The organism is Streptomyces sp. WMMB303 (genome assembly GCF_029351045.1).
Classification (GTDB): Bacteria; Actinomycetota; Actinomycetes; order Streptomycetales; family Streptomycetaceae; genus Streptomyces.
Map to the genome: position 1 here is coordinate 3,727,915 of NZ_JARKIN010000001.1, position 18,257 is coordinate 3,746,171.

Consider the following 18,257-nt stretch of genomic DNA (forward strand, 5'->3'; position numbering starts at 1 on the left):
GTACGACGGAAACGGCGGAGCTCCCAGCCTCGGCGCTCCCTCCCTCGGTGGCATCGTTCGCGGGAGGGCACTCCGCGGGCCGAAAGGCGGCGGCCGGGTTCCACCTTTCGACAGAGGCCGCGCCGGGCCACCTGCTCGTACGCTGGAGTGGCCGTGAATACGCTGACTCCCACCACCCGGGCCCTGGCCTGGTGCCTGCACCTGCTCATCGCCGGGCTCCTGGCCCTGGCGGCCGGACGTGCCGTGGCCGACCACCGGCCGGAGGCGGTGGCCGTCGTCGCCGTCGCCCTGCTGCTCGCCCTGGCGTACGCGGCGGGACCGCTGCTGCCCGCCGTGGGCCGCTCCCGGCGGGCAGCAGCCGGATGGCTGGCCGCCCTGGGAGCGGTCTGGCTGGGGCTGCTGGCCCTGTCGCCGGACGGGGTGTGGGTGGCCTTCCCGCTGTACTTCCTCCAGCTCCATCTGCTGCCGCGGCGCGGCGGGCTGGTCGCGGTGGCCGCCACCACCGCCGCCGCGATCGGTGCCTTCGCCGCGCACCAGGGTGCCTTCACCGTCGCGACCGGCCTGGGCCCGGCGCTGGGCGCGGCGGTCGCGGTGGCCGTCGTGCGGGGCTACCAGGCGCTGTACCGGGAGAGCGAGCAGCGCCGCCGGCTGATCGAGGAGCTGACCGCGACCCGGGCCGACCTGGCCACCGTCCAGCACGCGGCGGGGGTGCTCGAGGAGCGCGAACGCCTCGCCCGGGAGATCCACGACACGCTCGCCCAGGGCCTCTCCAGCATCCAACTGCTGCTGCGCGCGGCCGAGCGGGCGCTGCCCGGCCGTCCGCAGGACGCCGGCGTTCATGTCGACCAGGCCCGGAAGGCCGCCGTGGACAATCTCGCCGAAGCCCGCCGGTTCGTCGCGGCCCTCACCCCGCCCGCACTGGAGGGCGGCACGCTGGCCGGCGCGCTGGAGCGGCTGTGCGCGACCGTCTCGGCGCGCCATCCACTGTCCGTCGGCTTCCATCTCACGGGACGCCCGGTTCTGCTGCCCGCCCTGCACGAGGCCGCCCTGCTGCGCGTTGTCCAGTCCGCACTGTCGAACACGGCGTCCCACGCCGGTGCCACCCGTGCGGAGGTCACGCTCAGCTACCTCGGGGAGCATGTCGCCGTGGACATCGTGGACGACGGGAGGGGTTTCGACCCGGGCGGGCTGCCCGCCTGCGAACCGGGCGCCGGGGGCTTCGGCCTCCCGGCCATGCGGGCCCGGATGGGCGCGCTGGGCGGCAGCCTCATCCTCGAGTCGGCACCGGGCAGCGGCACCGCGCTGGCGGCCCAGCTTCCGGTTCCGGCCGCACACCCGTCCGACGAGGAGGCTCGCCGGTGACCGGCGGTACGGTCCGGCTGCTGCTGGCCGACGACCACCCCGTGGTGCGCGCGGGGCTGCGCGCCGTCCTGGAGACCGAACCGGGGCTCGCCGTCGTGGCCGAAGCCGCCACGGCCGAGGAGGCCGTCGCCCTCGCCGGCGCGGGCGGGATCGACGTGGTGTTGATGGATCTGCAGTTCGGTGCCGGTATGACCGGTGCGGAGGCCACCGCCGCGATCACCGCGCGTCCCGGCGCGCCGCGGGTCCTGGTCGTCACCACCTACGGCACCGACGCCGACGCGCTGCCGGCCATCGAGGCGGGCGCCACCGGCTACCTCCTCAAGGACGCGCCGCCGGACGAACTGGCCGAGGCCGTACGCACCGCGGCCGCGGGCCGTACCGCCCTCGCGCCCGCGGTGGCCGACCGTCTCATGCGGCGGCTGCGCGCCCCGGGGACCGCCCCGACCCAGCGGGAGACCGAGGTGCTGACCCTGGTCGCCGCGGGGCTGTCCAACAAGGACATCGGCCGCCGGCTCCACCTCACCGAGGGAACGGTCAAGTCCCATCTGGCGCGCATCTACACCAAGCTCGGCGTCGACTCCCGCACCGCGGCCGTGGCCGCCGCCGCGGATCTCGGGTACATCCGCCGCTGAGCGGCCACCGCGCCGGTGTCCGCGCTGCCCGCGCGACGCCCCCCGGTCCCGTCGCCGGGGCGGCCGGCACCGCGGGTGCCGGTCCGCGGCGCGGTCAGGCGGCGCCGCGGCTGCCGCTCGCCGCGTACAGCAGTTCGCGCACCTCGGGAAGCGCCTCGTCGGCGGTGCTCCACACCAGCCGCAGCACGAGGTCGGGGGCGGGCAGCCCGAGCCGGAGCAGACGGCCCTGCTCGAGCCCGTCCTCGACCGCGAACCGGGGCAGCAGCGCGATGCCCAGGCCCTGCTCCGCCCATGCCCGCATCACCGGTACCCCACCGGCTTCCACCCGCTCGACCTCGGGGCCCAGCAGGTGGTCGGCGACCATGCGGAAGGAGCACTGCGCCACGTTGACCAGCAGCCGCTCGCCCGCCAACTCGGCCGCCGCCAGCCGGCGGCCGGCCAGCGGATGTCCGGGAGCGGCCACCAGATCCAGCGGAACGGCCCCGACGTCCAGGCTGGAGAGCGGCGCCGCCGGGAGGGGGAAGCCCAGCCCGCCCAGGCTCTCGCCCCGGTCCAGGAGCAGCGCCGCGGTCATGCTCCCCGCGGCGACCTCGTCGAGCAGCACGCCACGCCCGGCGGCGACGCGCACCTCGACCCCGAGGCGGGGCCGCCGACGCGCGAACCGGCGGAGCACCGCCGGTACGCAGGTGGCCGCGATGGTCTCCAGCGCGCCGAGCCGCAGCGGCCGGGGCGCGCCCCGCACCTCGCCGACCGCCTGCTCTGACTGGCGCAGCAGCCGTGCCGCCCAGTCCACCAACCGGTCGCCCGCGGCCGTCGTGCGCATGCCGTGCGCCGTACGCGCGAACAGAGCGACCCCCATCGCCTCCTCCAGCGCCCGGATGTGCGCGGAGACCGACGAGGGGGCGAGATCGAGCGCGTGTGCGGCCTCGGTGACCGTGCCGTGCTTCACCACCGCCTCGAAGGTGCGGAGTTGTCGCAGCTCCATGCCCCCCGCCTCTCCCCTGTGGCCGTGCGGATTTCCCGAACGGAGTGTACGGCTGTGCCGGTGGAGGGCGGAGCGCGGCGGGCGCACAGTGCCCGGTATGACGCTCGACAAACACCTTCTGCCACCGGGCACGACCGGTCGCCCGCGCTCCTCGGTCCGGCGCCGGGGAACCGTACTGGCGGGAATCTCGCTCGGCTATTTCATGGTCCTGCTCGACACCACCGTGCTCTCCGTCGCCGAGCCGGACCTGGCGGTCTCCCTGCACACGTCGGTGGCCGGTCTCCAGTGGGCGGCCAACAGCTACACGGTGGTCTTCGCAGCGCTGCTGCTGTCGGCCGGGGCGCTCGCCGACCGGCTGGGCGCGCACCGGGTCTTCCGCGCCGGTGCGGCCCTGTTCGCGGTGGGGTCGGCACTGTGCGCGCTCGCTCCCACCGTCGGTGCCCTGATCGGGCTGCGGGCTCTGCTGGGTGCCGCGGCCGCCGCCTGCGTGCCCTCGTCGCTGGCGCTGATCGGCCACCTCTATCCGGACCGGGGCCGGCACGCGCGGGCCGTCGCGACCTGGGCGGCGATCAGCGGCGCCGCGGTGGCCACCGGACCGCTGGCGGGCGGCGCGCTGGTCGGCGCGGCCGGTTGGCGTGCCGTCTTCCTGATCAACGTCCCGCTCGGTGCGGTGGTGCTGGCGCTGACGGCCACTCGGAGCCTGCACTGCCCGCGGGGGGACCGGAAAGTGGACTGGCCGGCCCAGCTTGCGGCATGCGCCTGTCTGGCACTGGTCACGGACGGGCTCATCGCCGCCGGTGCGGCAGCCTGGCCGCACACCGCCGCGGCGCTGGGCGGCGCCGCGGTCACCGGCGTGGCCTTCGTGCGGCTGGAGCGGCGCAGCACGGCACCGGTGCTGAACCGTGCGCTGCTGCGTGCCGGAGCCGCACGGGCCGGCCTGGCCGCGGGGGCCGCGGTCAACTTCGCCTTGGCGGGCAGCCTGTTCGTGCTGCCCCTGCTCCTCACCGACCGCGGCATGTCGGCGTTGGAGACAGGGCTCGCCTTTCTGCCGCTGACGATCCCGTTCGCCCTGAACCCGCCGCTGACCGGCCGGATCGTGGCCAGGAGGGGTCCTCGGCCGCCCGTGCTGGGCGGGCTCGTGCTGCTCGCCGCCGGGGGTGCCGTGCTCGCAGCCGCCGTGTGGGCCCGGGCGCCGTACGGCTGGCTGGCGGCGGGGCTGCTGCTGACGGGCCTCGGCGTCTCGTTCGCCCTGCCCGCGCTGGTCACCGCCGTGGCCGGTGCGGCGCCGCCGGGCGCCGGCGGTTCCGTGGGAGGCATGCTCAACGCTGCACGGCAGACGGGCGCGAGCCTCGGCATCGCCGCCATGGGCGCGCCCCTGGCGGCGGGCACCGGCGCGGCTTCGTGGGCATTCGCCGTCGCGGCGGTGGTGTGTGCCGGGGCGGCCATCTGGTTCGGCGGGGTACAGCGTCCCTGACCAGGTGCACGGGGGCCGTGCGAGCCGGGCACCGGCGGACCGGGTGGGACGGGCCGCCGATGACGCCCCCGGGAGGCGTCGCCTGCGGGGCCGGTCCGCGGCGAGGCGCCTGCCAGGGGCAGTTCGCGGGCGGTCCCTGCACGGGAGGCGGTCTTCAACACGCGGGGTTCTCCGGCCCATAGTCGGACCATGAATGCCTCATCGGATCATCCCCGCGGACCGCGCACCGGCCCGGCGGGCGCCGCAGCCCGCCGCTTCCCTGACATACGCGAGGCGGCGGCCGCCGTGCTGACCGGCGTAGTGGCCCTGTACATCGCCCTGGTCGCGTTCGGGAACATCACCGACTTCGACACCAACCGGGAGTTCGTCCGGCACGTACTGGCGATGGACACCACGTTCCGGGACGACGGTGTGATGTGGCGGGCGGTCACGTCGCGCGTGTGGCAGGACGCGGCCTACGTCGCGATCATCGTGTGGGAATCGGCCGCGGCGCTGGTGCTGATCGCGGCGACCGGACTGTGGCTGCGGCGCGGGGACCGGCACCGCGCCCGCTCCCTGTCCACGGCGGGCCTGCTGATGCTTCTCGTCCTGTTCGGGGCGGGGTTCATCGCGCTCGGCGGGGAGTGGTTCGCCATGTGGCAGTCGGAGAAGTGGAACGGGCTGGATGCCGCCTCCCGCGTCGTCCTGCTGAGCGGACTCACGCTGCTGACCGTGCACACCACCCGGGACCGCCCCGGCGCTGCGGGCGGCGGTACGGACTGACCGGTGCGGCAGCCGGAGCGGGCCGGGGTGGGCACGTCCCTCCCCGGCCCGCTCCGTTCCGCCCGTCGGCCGGGACGCCGCGGCCTCCGGGCGGTCGCCGCGGTCGGAAATCCGGCGCTCGCCGTGAACTTTCCGCGCGGAGCGGCCATCGAACTCCACGTGCAGAACACCGCAGCAGAGGGGCGGATGCGCTCCGCTCCCGTATCGCCACCCGCTCCGCCCGACACGTTCCGCTCCGCGCGGCCCGCCGGCAGGTCGCAGGCGCCACCGGCGCCGGCTCGGCTGCCGTGCTGCCGTCCCCGCGCCGCGGTCCGGTACCGGCACTGCGCTTCGCACGGTGCCTGCACACCACCCGCGGCAGGCTTCCGGCCCGCCGTCCCGACCCACCGCACCGGATATGAGGACCCATGCACATCTCGTTTCTGATCTTCAGCGCGTACGGGATGGGCGGGACGGTCCGCACCACCTTCAACCTGGCGGACGCGCTCTCGGGGCAGCACGACGTGGAGGTCGTTTCCGTCTTCCGCTACCGGGACAAGCTGTTCTTCGAGCCGGGCGAGCGCGTACGGCTGAGCTCGCTGGTCGACATGCGCCGGAACCGGCCGACCTATGAGGGCGACGACCCCGAACACGCCCGGCCGGCGCGGGTCTTCCCCGCGGCCGACGGCCAGTACTCGCGGCACAGCGTGCTGACGGACCGCCGGATCGGCGCCTACCTCAGGAACACCGAGGCGGACGTCGTGATCGGCACCCGGCCCGGACTCAACGTGCACGTGGCCCGGCAGACGCGGCGCGGCCCGGTGCGGCTGGGGCAGGAACACCTCACTCTCGCCACACACTCCGTGCGGCTCAAGCGCCTGCTGCGCCGCACCTATCCCCGGCTGGACGCGGTCACCACGGTGACCGAAGCCGACGCGCGGGACTACCGCAGCACGCTGCGCCTTCCCGGAGTGCGCGTCGAAGGGCTCCCCAACAGCGTGCCCGAGCCGCAGATCAGTCCGACGGACGGCAGCGGCAAGTGGGTCGTGGCCGCGGGGCGGCTCGCTCCGGCCAAGCGCTACGACGTGCTGATCCGCGCCTTCGCCGAGGTCGTGCGGGAACGCCCCGACTGGGGGCTGCGCATCTACGGCCACGGCCGGGAGCACGACAGGCTGCGCAACCTCATCGACGAACTCGGCCTCTACAACCACGTCTTCCTGATGGGCTCGGCCAAACCGATCGAGGCCGAGTGGGTGAAGGGCGCGATCTGTGCCGTCACATCGAGCCTCGAATCGTTCGGGATGACCATCGTCGAGGCGATGCGGTGTGGGCTTCCGGTCGTGGCCACCGACTGCCCGCACGGGCCCGGTGAGATCATCCGGCACGGCGAGGACGGGCTTCTGGTGCCCACGGGTGATGTGAGTGCGATATCCGGTGCGCTGTTGCGGCTCATCAACGACGAGGGGCTGCGCGCGCGTATGGGGCGGGCCGCGCTCACCGCGTCGGCCCGGTTCGATCCGGCGCACCTGGCCGCCCGGTACGAGGACCTGCTGACCTCGCTGGTGAACCGCCGGTCGGGGACGCTGCACCGAGCCCGCGGCAGCCTGCTCGGCGGAGCGTACACGGCTCGGGAGGCAGCGCGCGCGGGGGCCGGGTACGCCCTCAGGGCTGCCCGGAAGTGATCGGGCGGGCCCGGGGTCCCTCCCGGGGAACAGGGCCCGCCGGGCAGCGCTCCGGGCTCCCCGCGGCTCCCCGGAAGGCGGAGCGGCGGTCCGAAGCGCAGGCCGCCGGTGTCCGCGGGCCCGCCGGGTTCTGTGGGCCGGCACGCGGGCCGCGGACCCGCGGGGAGACCGCCGGTCCGCGGTTCAGGACGCCTCGGAGGCGGCCGGCCCGGCGGTCTCCCAGAGGAATCCGTCCGGGTCGGAGAAGGAGTCCGCCGTGCCGCCGAGGACGATGCGGTGCGATCCGGAGCCGTCGTCGGGAACGCCGAGGTCCTTGGCGAGGCCGGGGCGCTTGTACAGCGCCAGCTTGACCGGGCTGGATTCGCCGGGGGCGAACTCGGCGTACTTGCCGCCGAAGCTCTTGGCCACGGTCAGTCCGCGGTCGGCGTAGAACTGCTTGGTGGCCTTCACGTCCCGGACGCCCAGGAGGAGGACCAGCTCGTCGATCTCGCGGGTGGCCGGGCCCGTGTCCTTCTTCGCGGGGGTCGCGACCTTCCAGATCGTCCCGTCCGGTGCCTGGACGACACCTCCGTAGCCCCACAGCGACTTCGCAGCGGGCTTGAGCACGGTGGCGCCGGCGTCCACGGCGGCGTCGAGGAAGCCGTCGACGGTGGCCGGACGGGAGACCGTGAGCGCCAGGGTGAAGCCGCGGAACCCGGTGGAGTGCGGCGCGGAGCGCCGCAGACGGATGCGCGATTCCACCCCGAAGGCGGTGTAGAAGAGGTGGGCGGAGTCGGGGTCGGCCACCTCCAGGGTGACGGAGGAGAGGGAGATGCCGGCTGTGGTGGAAGCGGTGGTTGCCATGAACATCACGCTAGGAGGAACCGCCCGACCGGGGCTTCTCGATTCCTGACCGCTTGGATCCCCGCTCCGGACCGCGCCCCGGCGGGAGGGAGTCCGGCGGGCCTCTCAGAGGTCGAAGCGGCGGCGCGCCTCCTCGATGTGCGTCAGATACCGGTGGGTCCAGCCGCACATGGCGTCGACCGTGCCGCGCAGTGCCCGGCCCGGTTCGGTCAGGGTGTACTCGACCCGCGGCGGAACGGTCGGATATACCGTGCGGTCGACCAGGCCGTCCCGCTCCAGCCGGCGCAGGTTCTGGGTGAGCATCTTGTGGCTCACTCCCTCGACCTCCTTGCGCAGCTCGCTGAAGCGCAGGGTGCGCTCGCCGAGCGCCTCGACGATCAGGAGCGCCCACTTGTTGGCGATGTCGGAGAAGATCTCCCGCGCCAGGGAGTCGGCGCGCCTCAGGTCGGCATCCTCGGGCAGGCCCTCGAGCTCCTGCTTGGTCCCCATCAGGTTCCTCTCCCCGCCGAAACGCACGTTCTTCCAGGTCCGCCGCCACTCTCCTACGGTCGGCCGGCCGGACACAATCGCGGTGCGCGGTCGGGCACCCGGCGGCGCCCGGGAACCGGGGGCGGCGTCGGTTCCCGGAGGGCACCCGACACGGCAGGCCGGGCGCACGTCGCCGCGGACCGGACCGCGGCCCCGCCTGCGCCGGGCCGAGGGCGGGTCACCGGTGGAGTTCTGCCGCCCGCAGGGTCGCCGCCCCGTACGACGAGCGGGTCAGGAGCGGCGGCGGGGCCTGCCGCGCCGGCTGCTGTCGGTCCGTCCGGCGCCGCTGCGGCCCTTCCCGCCGGTCTGCTTGCCGGGGGCGGGCTTGCGGCGGGTGGTGGACTGCTCCGCGCGCCGCTGCCCGGTCTGCGCTTCGGGCGCCTTGCGGCCCCGGGTGCTGTTGGGGGTGCGGCCGCGCACGATGCCGATGAAGTCCTCGACCATGTCGGTGGTGCGCTCCTCCGGCCAGGAGAGCGCGACCTGCGAGACGGGCGCGTCCGTGACGGGCCGGTAGGTGAGGTCCCGGCGGTGGTGCAGCCGGGCGAGGGACTGGGGGACGATCAGGATTCCCACTCCGGCGGCCACCAGTTCGACAGCGTCGGCGGTGGTGGCCGGACGCTCCAGGGCGGGCTGCCCGGGCCGCTGCTCCCAGTCCAGGACCTCGTCCAGGGGGTGCAGCACGATCTCGTCGGCCAGTTCGGCGAGGGTCACCTCGTCCGCCGCGGTCACCAGGTGGTCCTTGGGGACGACGGCCACCGTCGTCTCGGTGTACAGCGGGATCGCGCTGAAGCGGGAGCGGTCGACGGGCAGCCGCACGAAACCCGCGTCCGCGGCGCCGTCCGCCAGCACGCCGGGGGCGTCCGCAGCGGTCGCGGAGACCAGATGCAGCGGGATGTCCGGCAGCCGCTCCCCCCAGATCCGCACCCATTTCGCGGGTGTCACGCCGGGGACGTAGGCGAGGCGGAACGACGATGGGGTCTCCGAGCCTGTCACGTGGCCAGGCTACCGGGCGCGGTCGAGTGCGCCGCAGGTGATCGATACCCTGGACGGCATGACGTCGCACAAGACCACCCAGACCATGAAGCCCGCGACCGCGGCGAAGAAGCTGGGTGTGTACCTCGAAGCCACCCCCGCCGAGTTCCAGGAGGGCGTGGTCTCGCGCGACGAGCTGAACGCCCTGCAGACCGAACCTCCCCAGTGGCTCCTGGACCTGCGCCGCGACGGCCCGCACCCGCGGCCCGTGGTCGCGGCGAAGCTGGGGGTGTCCATCTCCGGTCTCGCGCGGGGAGGCGTCACCGAGGCCCTCACCACCGAGCGGATCGAGGCGCTCAAGGCGGAGAACCCCGAGTGGCTGCAGAAGGAGCGCACCACTCAGGCCGAGGTCCGCAAGGAAGCGGCCCGGCTCAAGGCGAAGAAGGCCGAACGCGCCGCGGAGGCGGACGCACCGCGCCGCTGACCGCGCCGGTACTCCGGGCACCACGGGTCGGTACTGCGAGGTTCCGACCCGCGCCCGGGTGCGCGCGGTCACCGCTGCTGCCCCACCGTGTCCCGCCGGGCCGGACGCCCCCCGCGCGGCGAAATCGTGCCTGTTCACAGGCCCGCCCCACCGGGCTCGCCTGTACACCCCGACCGGATCTACGCTGGTATCAGCCGTTCTGGACGTAGGTGCGGATATGTCGGAAACAGTGACAACTGTCATCGTCGTCGTGGCACTGCTGGCAGCGATGGGCGTGCTGTCAGCGGTTCGCATCATCAAGCAGTACGAACGCGGTGTCGTGCTGCGTCTCGGCCGCCTGCACAAGGACATCCGCGGCCCCGGACTGACCTTGATCGTTCCCGTCGTCGACCGACTGCGCAAGGTGAGCATGCAGATCATCACCATGCCCGTCCCGGCGCAGGAGGGCATCACCCGCGACAACGTGACCGTGCGGGTGGACGCGGTCGTCTACTTCAAGGTCGTCAAGCCGGCTGACGCGGTCATCCGGGTCGAGGACTACCAGTTCGCCGTCTCCCAGATGGCCCAGACCTCGCTGCGGTCGATCATCGGCAAGAGCGATCTGGACGATCTGCTCTCCAACCGGGAGAAACTCAACCAGGGCCTGGAGTTGATGATCGACAGCCCCGCGGTCGACTGGGGTGTGCAGATCGACCGGGTGGAGATCAAGGACGTGTCCCTGCCCGACACGATGAAACGGTCCATGGCACGCCAGGCCGAGGCCCACCGGGAGCGGCGGGCACGCATCATCAACGCGGACGCGGAACTCCAGGCGTCCAAGCGGCTGGCAGAGGCCGCACAGCAGATGTCCGGGCAGCCCTCGGCCCTGCAACTGCGGCTGCTCCAGACCATCACGGCGGTCGCCGCCGAGAAGAACTCCACGCTCGTGCTGCCGTTCCCCGTCGAGCTGCTGCGCTTCCTGGAGCGCGCACAGCCGGAGTCCGACCAGGCAGCTCCGTCCGCCGCGGACACCGCAGCGGACGAGACACCGGTGCCGGTGGGTGGTGGACCGACGCGGGACGCGACCGCGGGAGAGAGGCGGAGCCGAGCGGACAGGGGCGTCGCGCCGACCTTCCGGTCCGCGGCCCGCGCTGCCCGCTCCGCAGTCGAGGACGAGGCCGACGCCCCGTTCACCGGCACACTGCCGCCGGACCCGGCAGCTCCCCTCCGGGATCCGGCCATGGTCCTGCCGGAACTGCAGGTGACCGGGTTGCCCACGGCCGAGTCGGCGCGTCCGGGCGGAAGGTCCGAGGAGACCGCACACACCGGGCACCGGCGCAGGCGCCCCGGCAACCGGACGTGAGGGGAGCCGGGCCACCGGAACCGAGGGCCGCCCGGAGCCCCGCTCGCGCATTCTCACCGGTTTCTCACCGGCGGACGGAAGGCCACCGAGCGCATCCCTCGTAGCCTGGGAAGATGAGGAGGCGCATAGGCCATGAGCAACGGCGGCAGCCGGGCCGGGGAACCGGGCGGCGGTGACCCCGGCGACGGGCCCGACCCCCGGAACCGGGGCGGGCGGGGTGAAGCGGATCCCCGCGCCGACGTCTCACGTACGCGCGAGGAGCCCGAGCCGTCCGAGGGACCCGATCGGCACGAGGAGCCGGCGCCGGGGGAATCCGGGCCGTCGGAGGCGGTGGGCAGCATCGAGCTCACCGACGAGGAGGCGGAGTCGGTCGAGTTCGGCGAGGCCTTCATCCGTGCGGCGGACGTGACCGAGCCGGCGGCCCGGACCCGAGAGCTGGCGGCCCGATGGGACCGGGAGGGGTATCCCGAGCGGGAACCGTGGCGCTCCGACGAACCGCCCGCGGGCTGGTTCTGGAGCCGGTCCCGGCGCGGTGGCCGCGGACGGCGGCGCGGACATCGCCGCTGGCCCTGGAAGCGCCGGCCGGAGGACTGAGGCCGCCTGGTGCGGAGCCGGGCGGCAGCGGCCGCCCGGGACCGGCGGCCGCTATAGGGTGGGGGCGTGGGAACGATGTACGCCGCTCTCCTGCGGGGAATCAATGTGGGCGGCCACCGGAAAGTACCGATGGCCGAACTGCGGAAGCTGCTCGTCGGTCTGGGGCACGGTGCCGTGCGCACCCATCTCAACAGCGGCAACGCAGTCTTCAGCAGTGACGCGTCCGACGAGGACTCGCTCGCGGCGGAGTTGGCGGACGCGCTCGAACAGCGCTTCGGCTTCCCCGTCGCCTGCATGGTGCGCGGTGCGGACTATCTGCGGGACGTACGCGACGCGGGCCCCTTCCCCACCGACGGTGTCGGGGGCAAGGAGCTGCATGTCGTCTTCTGCTCCCGTCCCGTCCCCGCCGAACGGCTGGCCTCGCTCGACGCCGCGGCCTATCTCCCCGAGGAGGTCCGCAGGGGAGACCGGTCGCTGTACCTGTACACGCCCGGCGGTCTCGGCACCTCCCGCCTCTCCCCCGCCCTGCACCGCCCCGCCGTGCTCGGCGATATCGACGCGACGTCCCGCAACTGGAACACGGTGACGGCGCTCGTCGAGCTGACCAGCGGCTGACGTCCCCCCGGCCGGCGCGCGAACGAGGCCCGCCGGAGGGTTCCTGCTCGCCCGGTCACGGGCTGACGTGTACGGGCCGCGGCCCCTACGACCCCGGAGGAGGCGGCGGCCCGCCGGTTCAGACCTCGCCCGGCCCCCGGGCCGTGACCTCCACCTCGTCTCCGACCCGTATCCGGCCGGGGCGCAGCACCGCGTACTTCACTCCGAACGCCACCGGCCCCCCGGCGGCCCGCCGGTAGCCGGCCAGGGTGCGCAGCGGCTCCGGGCCGTCCCGCCGGCCGTTGTGCTGGTCGACCATGACGACGGCGCAGCGGGTCGCGGGCTTGGCGTAGCCGAGCTCAGCGTCGCCGACGGTGAGGCGGTGGGCGCGGTCCTCGGTGTGCGGCTCGCCCCAGCCGTCGATGATCAGATTGGCCCGGAAGCGGTCCTCCGGCACGGCCGGAGCGCCGTTCTGGGCGAGTTTCCTGCCGAGGAGGCCGAGCGTGGCACGGGACAGGACGTGCAGCGCGCAGCTGTCGGCGTAGCCGGAGGTGCCGGGGGTGCGGCCGTCGGTGACCCTGGCGTGCTCGGGCGGCACCCGGACCAGCCGGCTCGGGGCGCGCAGGGCCTCGGACAGCCACTGGGCGGCGTCGTCTCCCTGGTCGATGCCGTGGAAGGGCTGCCCGAACAGGTCCACCGGGCGGCGGGGGCCGGTGGTGTCGACGGGGATACCGAGGGGCGGCAGGCCGTCGGCCCGCAGGGTGAGCAGTTCGCCGCCGGGACTGACGGCGGGTCGTACGAGAGCCAGGCGGGGGTGGCGGCGCTGGGTCCGGAAGACTCCGTCCCTGCTGGTCACCATGAAGCTGCGGTCGTGCGCGAGCCCGGCCGGGGTCAGTTCGGCCTCGTCGGGATGCGTGGCCGCGGCGCCCTTGACGGGGAAGTAGGACAGCGAGGCCACGTGCGGCGTGCTCATGATTCCGGGTGGTCCCTTCCGGGAGTCGGGCGGGTCGGCTTCGGTCCTGCGGCGTCCGGCGGTGGCCGCGCCGTCGGTTGACGCCTGCCGCGGGGGGGGGGGGGGTTCAGCGCGGCGCCTCCTGCTCGGCACCGGCGACGACCGCGGTGACGACCCTGCGGACGTCTTCGGTCTCGGGCGGGGTTCCCCGCCGGTCGGCGAACAGCATGTGGGCGGCTCCGACGAGGGTGGGAGCCAGCGTGGCGATGTCGGCGTCCGCGCGGAGGCGGCCGAGTTCGCGCTCGGCGGCGAGGTAGCCGGCCAGCGCGGTGGCCGCGTCGGCCAGGATCGGCAGGCCCGTCGGTCTGGCCTCGCGCAGTCGCGCGCGCAGACCGTCCCGCGAGGTGACGAGGCCCACGACGGCCACCGCGACCGGATCGAGGACCTCCAGCAGCTCCCGGGTGAGATTCCCGGCGACAGTGCCCGTTCCGGCGGACGCGCGCAGGGAAGCGGCCCGGTCCTCGACACGGGCGACGCGCCCCAGCACGAGTTCGGCGAGGAAGGCGTCGAAATCGGCGAAGTGCCGGTGCAGGACGCCCTTGGCGCACTCCGCCTCGGTGGTGACCGCGCGGCTGGTGAGCGCGCTCGGTCCGTCCCGGAGCAGGACACGCTCGGCGGCGTCGAGCAGTTGGCCGCGTACGTCGCGGAAGGCGACTCCGGTGGGCACCGTACGTCTCCTCGGCTTCCTGGTCCGCCGACCCGCCGGGATTGACGAGTGGGCACATGCCCACCCAGAGTCGGCACATGCCCACTCTACCGCCGGAGCGCGCTGCCCGCTCCACACCGGCGCCACACGAAGTCCGGGAACTGGCCGAGTCGTTCGGCACGGACGCGGAACGCTACGACCGGGCCCGCCCCGGCTACCCCCGGGCCCTGGTGGAGCGGATCGTCGCCGCCGCCCCCGGCCGTGCGGTCCTGGACGTCGGCTGCGGCACCGGCATCGCGGCCCGGCAGTTCGAAGCCGCCGGATGCCGGGTGCTGGGCGTCGACCCCGACGACCGGATGGCCGCCCTGGCGGGACGGCACGGACTCGACACCGAGGTGGCGGCGTTCGAGACCTGGGAGCCGGCGGGCCGGACGTTCGACGCCCTCGTCTCCGGGCAGGCCTGGCACTGGGTGGACCCGGTCGCCGGAGCCGCCAAGGCCGCACAGGCCCTGCGTCCCCGCGGGCTGCTGGCCCTCTTCTGGAACGCCGGGCGGCCGGCCCCCGACGTGGCGGAGGCCTTCGCCGAGGTCCACCAGCGGGTGCTGCCGGGCTCGCTCGCCGCCCGTCCGTCGACGGAGTCGGCCGTGGCCGGGTACACGGCGCTGTGCACCAGGGCGGCCGACGGGATCCGGGAGGTGGCCGGGTTCACCGAGGCCGAGCAGTGGCGGTTCGACTGGGAACGGGTCTACACCCGGGACGAGTGGCTGGACCAGCTCCCCACCCAGGGTTCCTTCACCCGGACCCCGCGGGCGGCGTTGGAGGAGGTGCTGGCCGGTGTCGGCGCCGCCATCGACGCGGCAGGAGGCAGCTTCACGATGCACTACGCCACCGTGGCCGTCACCGCGCAGCGGACCGGCGCTCGCCGACCCGCCGGCGGACCGCCGGGAGGCAGGTGAGCCGCGGCGGCCGGACGCGGGCGGGTGGCGCTGCTCCCGCCCGGCCGGACGCGGGTGCTACTCACGGACGCCCGCGAGTTCGACGGCCCGGAGGCGCAGTGACAGCGCGGCGGGGACCGTGGCGCAGAGCACCGCGACCAGGGCACAGGCGGCGAGCACCACAGCGAGCGCCGCCCAGGGGAGCTGGAGGGGTGTCCACACCGAGAGCAGGCCCAGCGCGCACCACATACCGGCGAGGTGGAGTCCGGCGACGGCGGTGCCGAGCAGACCGCCGACCGCGACCACCAGCAGGGCCTCGGCCGCAACGGTACGCAGCCCTTGCCGCCGGGTGGCGCCGGTCAACCGCAGCAGGGCCAGTTCGCGCACCCGGTCCGCGGTCGACATGACCATGATGTTGGCCAGCGCGATCCCCGTGTACAGCAGCGCGATGCCCAGGACGAGGAACAGGCCCGCGCGCGTCGTGCGTGCCGCCTCGGGCCGTTGGTCGCGTATCCACTCCTCCTTGGTGCGGGCCCGGCCGTCGGAAGCGGGCACGGCCTCCCGCAGCGCGGCGGACACCGCGGCGGCATCGGCTCCCTCCCGCAGCCGCACGTCCACCCGGTCGACGGGGGCGCGGGGTGCGTTGCGCGGGGTGACGTAGACCCCGTTGCCACCCGTCCCCACCGCCATGACGGCGGCGATCCGCAGCGACTTCCTGGTGCCGTCCCCGAGCCAGACCTCCACGCGCCGGCCCACGGTGTGCTGCTCCCACTCCTCGTTGACCACGATCGAGTCGTCGTCGAGGTCGGCCAGGCTTCCGGCGACGAGCGGCAGCCGGGCGGTGTCCCGGAGCCGGGCAGGGTCCGCGGCCCGGGCGGGCGACTCGATCAGCGCGACTCCGTCCTCGAGCGTGTAGACGGCGCTGGAGGAGGTCGCGGAGACCTCGGCGCCGGGGAGCTGCCGCAGCCGCCGCAGTGTCGCCTCCTCGAAGCCTTCCGGGCCGGTGGGGGTGAGGACGAGGTCGGCGGCGGTGCGGGTACGCATCTCGGTGGTCTCGGCGCCGTTCAGCGTCGCGGTGGCGCCCAGAAGGGAACCGGTCAGCGCCACGGTGATCAGCACGGGTGCGGCGACCGCGGCGGTGCGGCTGCGCCCGGTGACGGCGTTCTGCCGCAGCAGCACCCCTGTGGCACCCGGGAGCCGGGCCGGGAGCCAGGCGAGCAGCCGCACCAGCGGGCCGACCAGCAGCGGGGCCAGCAGCGCCACTCCGACGATCAGCAGCATGGGGCGGGTGATGTACGTCTTGCGGTGCAGCAGGTCACTCGGATCGGTCGCCAGCGATACGACCAGGGAGACCGCCGCGGCCAGCAGCAGGGCACCGGCGCACAGGCGCCGGCTCATCGGCAGGGCGCGCCTGTCCGCTGCGGACTCCCGCAGCGCCTCGGCGGGAGCGGTGCGCCCGGCCCGCCAGGAGGCCGCCACCGCACCGGCCAGGGCGACCAGCAGCCCGGTCCAGAAGGCCAGGTGGTACGGCCAGAGATGGTCGCCGATCCGGAACCAGCGCGGCGCCAGTTCCTGGTCGACCGCCCATGCGGCCAGCTCGGGCGCCCCCTGCGCGCCCAGCACGCAGCCGGTCGCGGAGGCGAGGGTGCCGACGGCCAGGGCCTCGAACAAGACGGTGCGGCGCACCTGGGCCGGGGTGGCGCCGGCCATCCGCAGCAGTCCGAACTCGCGGCGCCGCTGGGCCACCGCGAACGCGAAGGTGGCGGCCACCACGAACACCGAGACGAAGGCGGAGACGCCGCCGGCGGTGCCGAACATGGCGTTCATCGCGGTCAGCGCCTCGCTGTCCCGGCCGGGATCGGCGTCTGCGAGCCTGCGGGCATCACCGGTCAGGACACGCGCGCCGGCCCCGCCGTCGCGCACCACCGCCCGCACGGCGGTCGCATCGTCGGTTTCCACCACCAGTTGGCGGCTCTCCGGCGAGAGCCGTGCGGCGCGCCGGTCGGTGTAGAAGACGGCGTTCTCGAAACCCCGTCCTGCGACGACTCCGACGACGCGCACGGTCCCGCGCGTGGTGTGCAGGCGCTTCCCCGGCCGCACCGGCTTTCCCTCCGCCGACCAGCCGTCGCTGACGGCCACCTCGTCGCCGGCCCGGGGCGCGCGACCCTCCGTGAGGCGGTAGGGAGCGAACGCGGCCGTGGACCAGGGGTGGCCGACCAGGTCCGGGGGGCCGCCGCGGACCCGGACACCGAAGGCGCGGTCCTCCACGACCCTCCCCGGCTTCCTCAGCCGGGCCTTCGTCTCGTCCGGCACGGCACGAGGCCGGGCCGGCTTCCGCACCCGGTCACCGGCCGGAGTGGCGACGCGGAGGGTGTCCGCGCCTTTGACAAGGACGGGTGCCGCGGCGAACCGTTCGGGCTTCCGCTCCGGCGCCTGCAACGACGAGGCCAGCGCGAGTCCCATGACGGCCAGCAGTCCCGCCCCGAGGGCGAGCGCGACGAAGCTGCCGACGAAGCCGGTCCAGCGGGTGCGCAGGGTGGCCAGGGCGATTCTCAGCACGGGAGGGCCTCCAGCTTCGCCATGTGCTCGGCGATCTGCGGCGAGGACGCGCCGTGCAGCTCCCCGTCGAGGCGCCCGTCGGCGAGGAAGACCACGCGGTCCGCGTAGCCGGCGGCGACCGGGTCGTGGGTGACCATGACGGTCGTCCGCCCCTCCTGGTGGACCATGTCGCGCAGCAGGGTGAGGACCTCGCGGCTGGTCACCGAGTCCAGCGCGCCGGTGGGCTCGTCGCCGAAGAGCACCTGGGGACGAGTGATCAGCGCACGGGCCAGGGCGACGCGCTGCTGCTGGCCGCCGGACAGCTCCGCGGGCCGGTGCCGGGCCCGCGACCCGAGTCCGACCTGCCGCAGCGCCTCCGCGACGCGGGCGGACGGCGGTCGGCGGCCCGCCAGGCGCAGCGGCAGGCCCATGTTCTGCTCGGCCGTCAGGGACGGCAGCAGATGGAACGCCTGGAAGACGAATCCGATGCGGTCGCGGCGCAGCAGCGTCAGCCGGGTCTCGTCGAGCCCGGTCAGCTCGGTCCCGCCCACCGCGACCGATCCCGAGGTGGGGCGGTCCAGCCCGGAGGCGCACTGCAGCAGAGTCGACTTCCCGGATCCCGAGGGGCCCATGACGGCGGTGAACGTGCCGTGGCCGAAGTCGAGGGTGACGTCGTCGAGCGCGGTGACGGCTCCGGCACCGGTGCCGTAGCGGCGGGTGACGTGCCGCATGCGGACGGCTTCATCGGCCATGTGTCTGTCCTGACGTGTTCGAAGTGGTCGGCGCGGGAGCGGCGCGAGTGCACGCCGGTCACGCCGGGCGGCGAGGCCGGTGATGGTGCTCCGGGCCCACTGAGCATTGCAGAGAAACCTCTGCACAGGAAGCTCTGCACA

General features: G+C 74.4%; 18 protein-coding genes. 10 read left to right on the plus strand and 8 right to left on the minus strand.

Annotation, left to right across the window (positions count from 1 at the left end):
• Positions 1 to 153: 153 nt before the first annotated feature.
• A complete protein-coding gene (locus P2424_RS16575) occupies positions 154 to 1,362 on the plus strand; it encodes a sensor histidine kinase (RefSeq protein ID WP_276476504.1) in 1,209 nt (402 codons plus the stop codon).
• On the plus strand, positions 1,359 to 1,994 hold the full coding sequence (locus P2424_RS16580) for a response regulator transcription factor (RefSeq protein ID WP_276476505.1): 636 nt from the start codon (positions 1,359 to 1,361) through the stop codon (positions 1,992 to 1,994). Before P2424_RS16575 ends, P2424_RS16580 begins: the two co-directional genes overlap by 4 nt.
• A gap of 94 nt (positions 1,995 to 2,088) precedes the next feature.
• Here P2424_RS16580 and P2424_RS16585 read toward each other — a convergent pair whose 3' ends face one another.
• The gene (locus P2424_RS16585) at positions 2,089 to 2,979 is read right to left on the minus strand and encodes a LysR family transcriptional regulator (protein WP_276476506.1); all 891 of its coding nucleotides are present in this window, start codon (positions 2,977 to 2,979) and stop codon (positions 2,089 to 2,091) included.
• A gap of 97 nt (positions 2,980 to 3,076) precedes the next feature.
• Between P2424_RS16585 and P2424_RS16590 the strand changes: the two genes are divergently transcribed.
• The 3 genes from P2424_RS16590 (at position 3,077) to P2424_RS16600 (ending at position 6,876) form a co-directional block, all read left to right on the plus strand.
• A complete protein-coding gene (locus tag P2424_RS16590) occupies positions 3,077 to 4,453 on the plus strand; it encodes an MFS transporter (protein WP_276476507.1) in 1,377 nt (458 codons plus the stop codon).
• A gap of 189 nt (positions 4,454 to 4,642) precedes the next feature.
• Positions 4,643 to 5,215 (plus strand): DUF2165 domain-containing protein, encoded by a 573-nt coding sequence (locus tag P2424_RS16595; protein WP_276476508.1) that lies wholly within the window; start codon positions 4,643 to 4,645, stop codon positions 5,213 to 5,215.
• Between the two features lie 407 nt (positions 5,216 to 5,622).
• The gene (locus P2424_RS16600; RefSeq protein ID WP_276476509.1) at positions 5,623 to 6,876 is read left to right on the plus strand and encodes a glycosyltransferase family 4 protein; all 1,254 of its coding nucleotides are present in this window, start codon (positions 5,623 to 5,625) and stop codon (positions 6,874 to 6,876) included.
• A 183-nt stretch (positions 6,877 to 7,059) separates the two neighbouring features.
• Here the strand turns inward: P2424_RS16600 and P2424_RS16605 are convergent, their stop codons facing one another.
• The 3 genes from P2424_RS16605 to P2424_RS16615 form a co-directional block, all read right to left on the minus strand.
• A complete protein-coding gene (locus tag P2424_RS16605) occupies positions 7,060 to 7,719 on the minus strand; it encodes a glyoxalase (protein ID WP_276476510.1) in 660 nt (219 codons plus the stop codon).
• A 105-nt stretch (positions 7,720 to 7,824) separates the two neighbouring features.
• Positions 7,825 to 8,208, minus strand: a complete 384-nt coding sequence (locus tag P2424_RS16610; RefSeq protein WP_276476511.1) for a helix-turn-helix domain-containing protein — start codon at positions 8,206 to 8,208, stop codon at positions 7,825 to 7,827.
• 270 nt (positions 8,209 to 8,478) lie between these two features.
• The gene (locus P2424_RS16615; protein WP_276476512.1) at positions 8,479 to 9,240 is read right to left on the minus strand and encodes a LysR family substrate-binding domain-containing protein; all 762 of its coding nucleotides are present in this window, start codon (positions 9,238 to 9,240) and stop codon (positions 8,479 to 8,481) included.
• A 58-nt stretch (positions 9,241 to 9,298) separates the two neighbouring features.
• Between P2424_RS16615 and P2424_RS16620 the strand changes: the two genes are divergently transcribed.
• The 4 genes from P2424_RS16620 (at position 9,299) to P2424_RS16635 (ending at position 12,254) form a co-directional block, all read left to right on the plus strand.
• The gene (locus P2424_RS16620; RefSeq protein ID WP_276476513.1) at positions 9,299 to 9,703 is read left to right on the plus strand and encodes a DUF5997 family protein; all 405 of its coding nucleotides are present in this window, start codon (positions 9,299 to 9,301) and stop codon (positions 9,701 to 9,703) included.
• 217 nt (positions 9,704 to 9,920) lie between these two features.
• Positions 9,921 to 11,045, plus strand: coding sequence for a slipin family protein (locus P2424_RS16625; RefSeq protein WP_276476514.1), 1,125 nt, complete (start codon positions 9,921 to 9,923; stop codon positions 11,043 to 11,045).
• Positions 11,046 to 11,177: 132 nt separating this feature from the next.
• The gene (locus P2424_RS31005) at positions 11,178 to 11,639 is read left to right on the plus strand and encodes a hypothetical protein (RefSeq protein ID WP_346660096.1); all 462 of its coding nucleotides are present in this window, start codon (positions 11,178 to 11,180) and stop codon (positions 11,637 to 11,639) included.
• A gap of 66 nt (positions 11,640 to 11,705) precedes the next feature.
• Positions 11,706 to 12,254 carry a DUF1697 domain-containing protein gene (locus P2424_RS16635; protein WP_276476515.1) on the plus strand — a complete coding sequence of 183 codons (549 nt, stop codon included), beginning with the start codon at positions 11,706 to 11,708 and terminating at the stop codon, positions 12,252 to 12,254.
• 118 nt (positions 12,255 to 12,372) lie between these two features.
• Here the strand turns inward: P2424_RS16635 and P2424_RS16640 are convergent, their stop codons facing one another.
• Positions 12,373 to 13,206, minus strand: coding sequence for an MOSC N-terminal beta barrel domain-containing protein (locus tag P2424_RS16640; RefSeq protein WP_276476516.1), 834 nt, complete (start codon positions 13,204 to 13,206; stop codon positions 12,373 to 12,375).
• A gap of 106 nt (positions 13,207 to 13,312) precedes the next feature.
• Positions 13,313 to 13,912, minus strand: a complete 600-nt coding sequence (locus tag P2424_RS16645) for a TetR/AcrR family transcriptional regulator (protein WP_276476517.1) — start codon at positions 13,910 to 13,912, stop codon at positions 13,313 to 13,315.
• Between the two features lie 77 nt (positions 13,913 to 13,989).
• Between P2424_RS16645 and P2424_RS16650 the strand changes: the two genes are divergently transcribed.
• Positions 13,990 to 14,847, plus strand: coding sequence for a class I SAM-dependent methyltransferase (locus P2424_RS16650; RefSeq protein WP_276476518.1), 858 nt, complete (start codon positions 13,990 to 13,992; stop codon positions 14,845 to 14,847).
• A gap of 57 nt (positions 14,848 to 14,904) precedes the next feature.
• On the opposite strand, the gene P2424_RS16655 is transcribed toward P2424_RS16650, so the two are convergent.
• Complete coding sequence (locus P2424_RS16655; RefSeq protein ID WP_276476519.1) at positions 14,905 to 17,385, minus strand: FtsX-like permease family protein; 2,481 nt, start codon at positions 17,383 to 17,385, stop codon at positions 14,905 to 14,907.
• Positions 17,379 to 18,116, minus strand: coding sequence for an ABC transporter ATP-binding protein (locus P2424_RS16660; protein WP_276476520.1), 738 nt, complete (start codon positions 18,114 to 18,116; stop codon positions 17,379 to 17,381). The genes P2424_RS16655 and P2424_RS16660 overlap by 7 nt, the downstream gene beginning before the upstream one ends.
• Between the last annotated feature and the right edge of the window lie 141 nt (positions 18,117 to 18,257).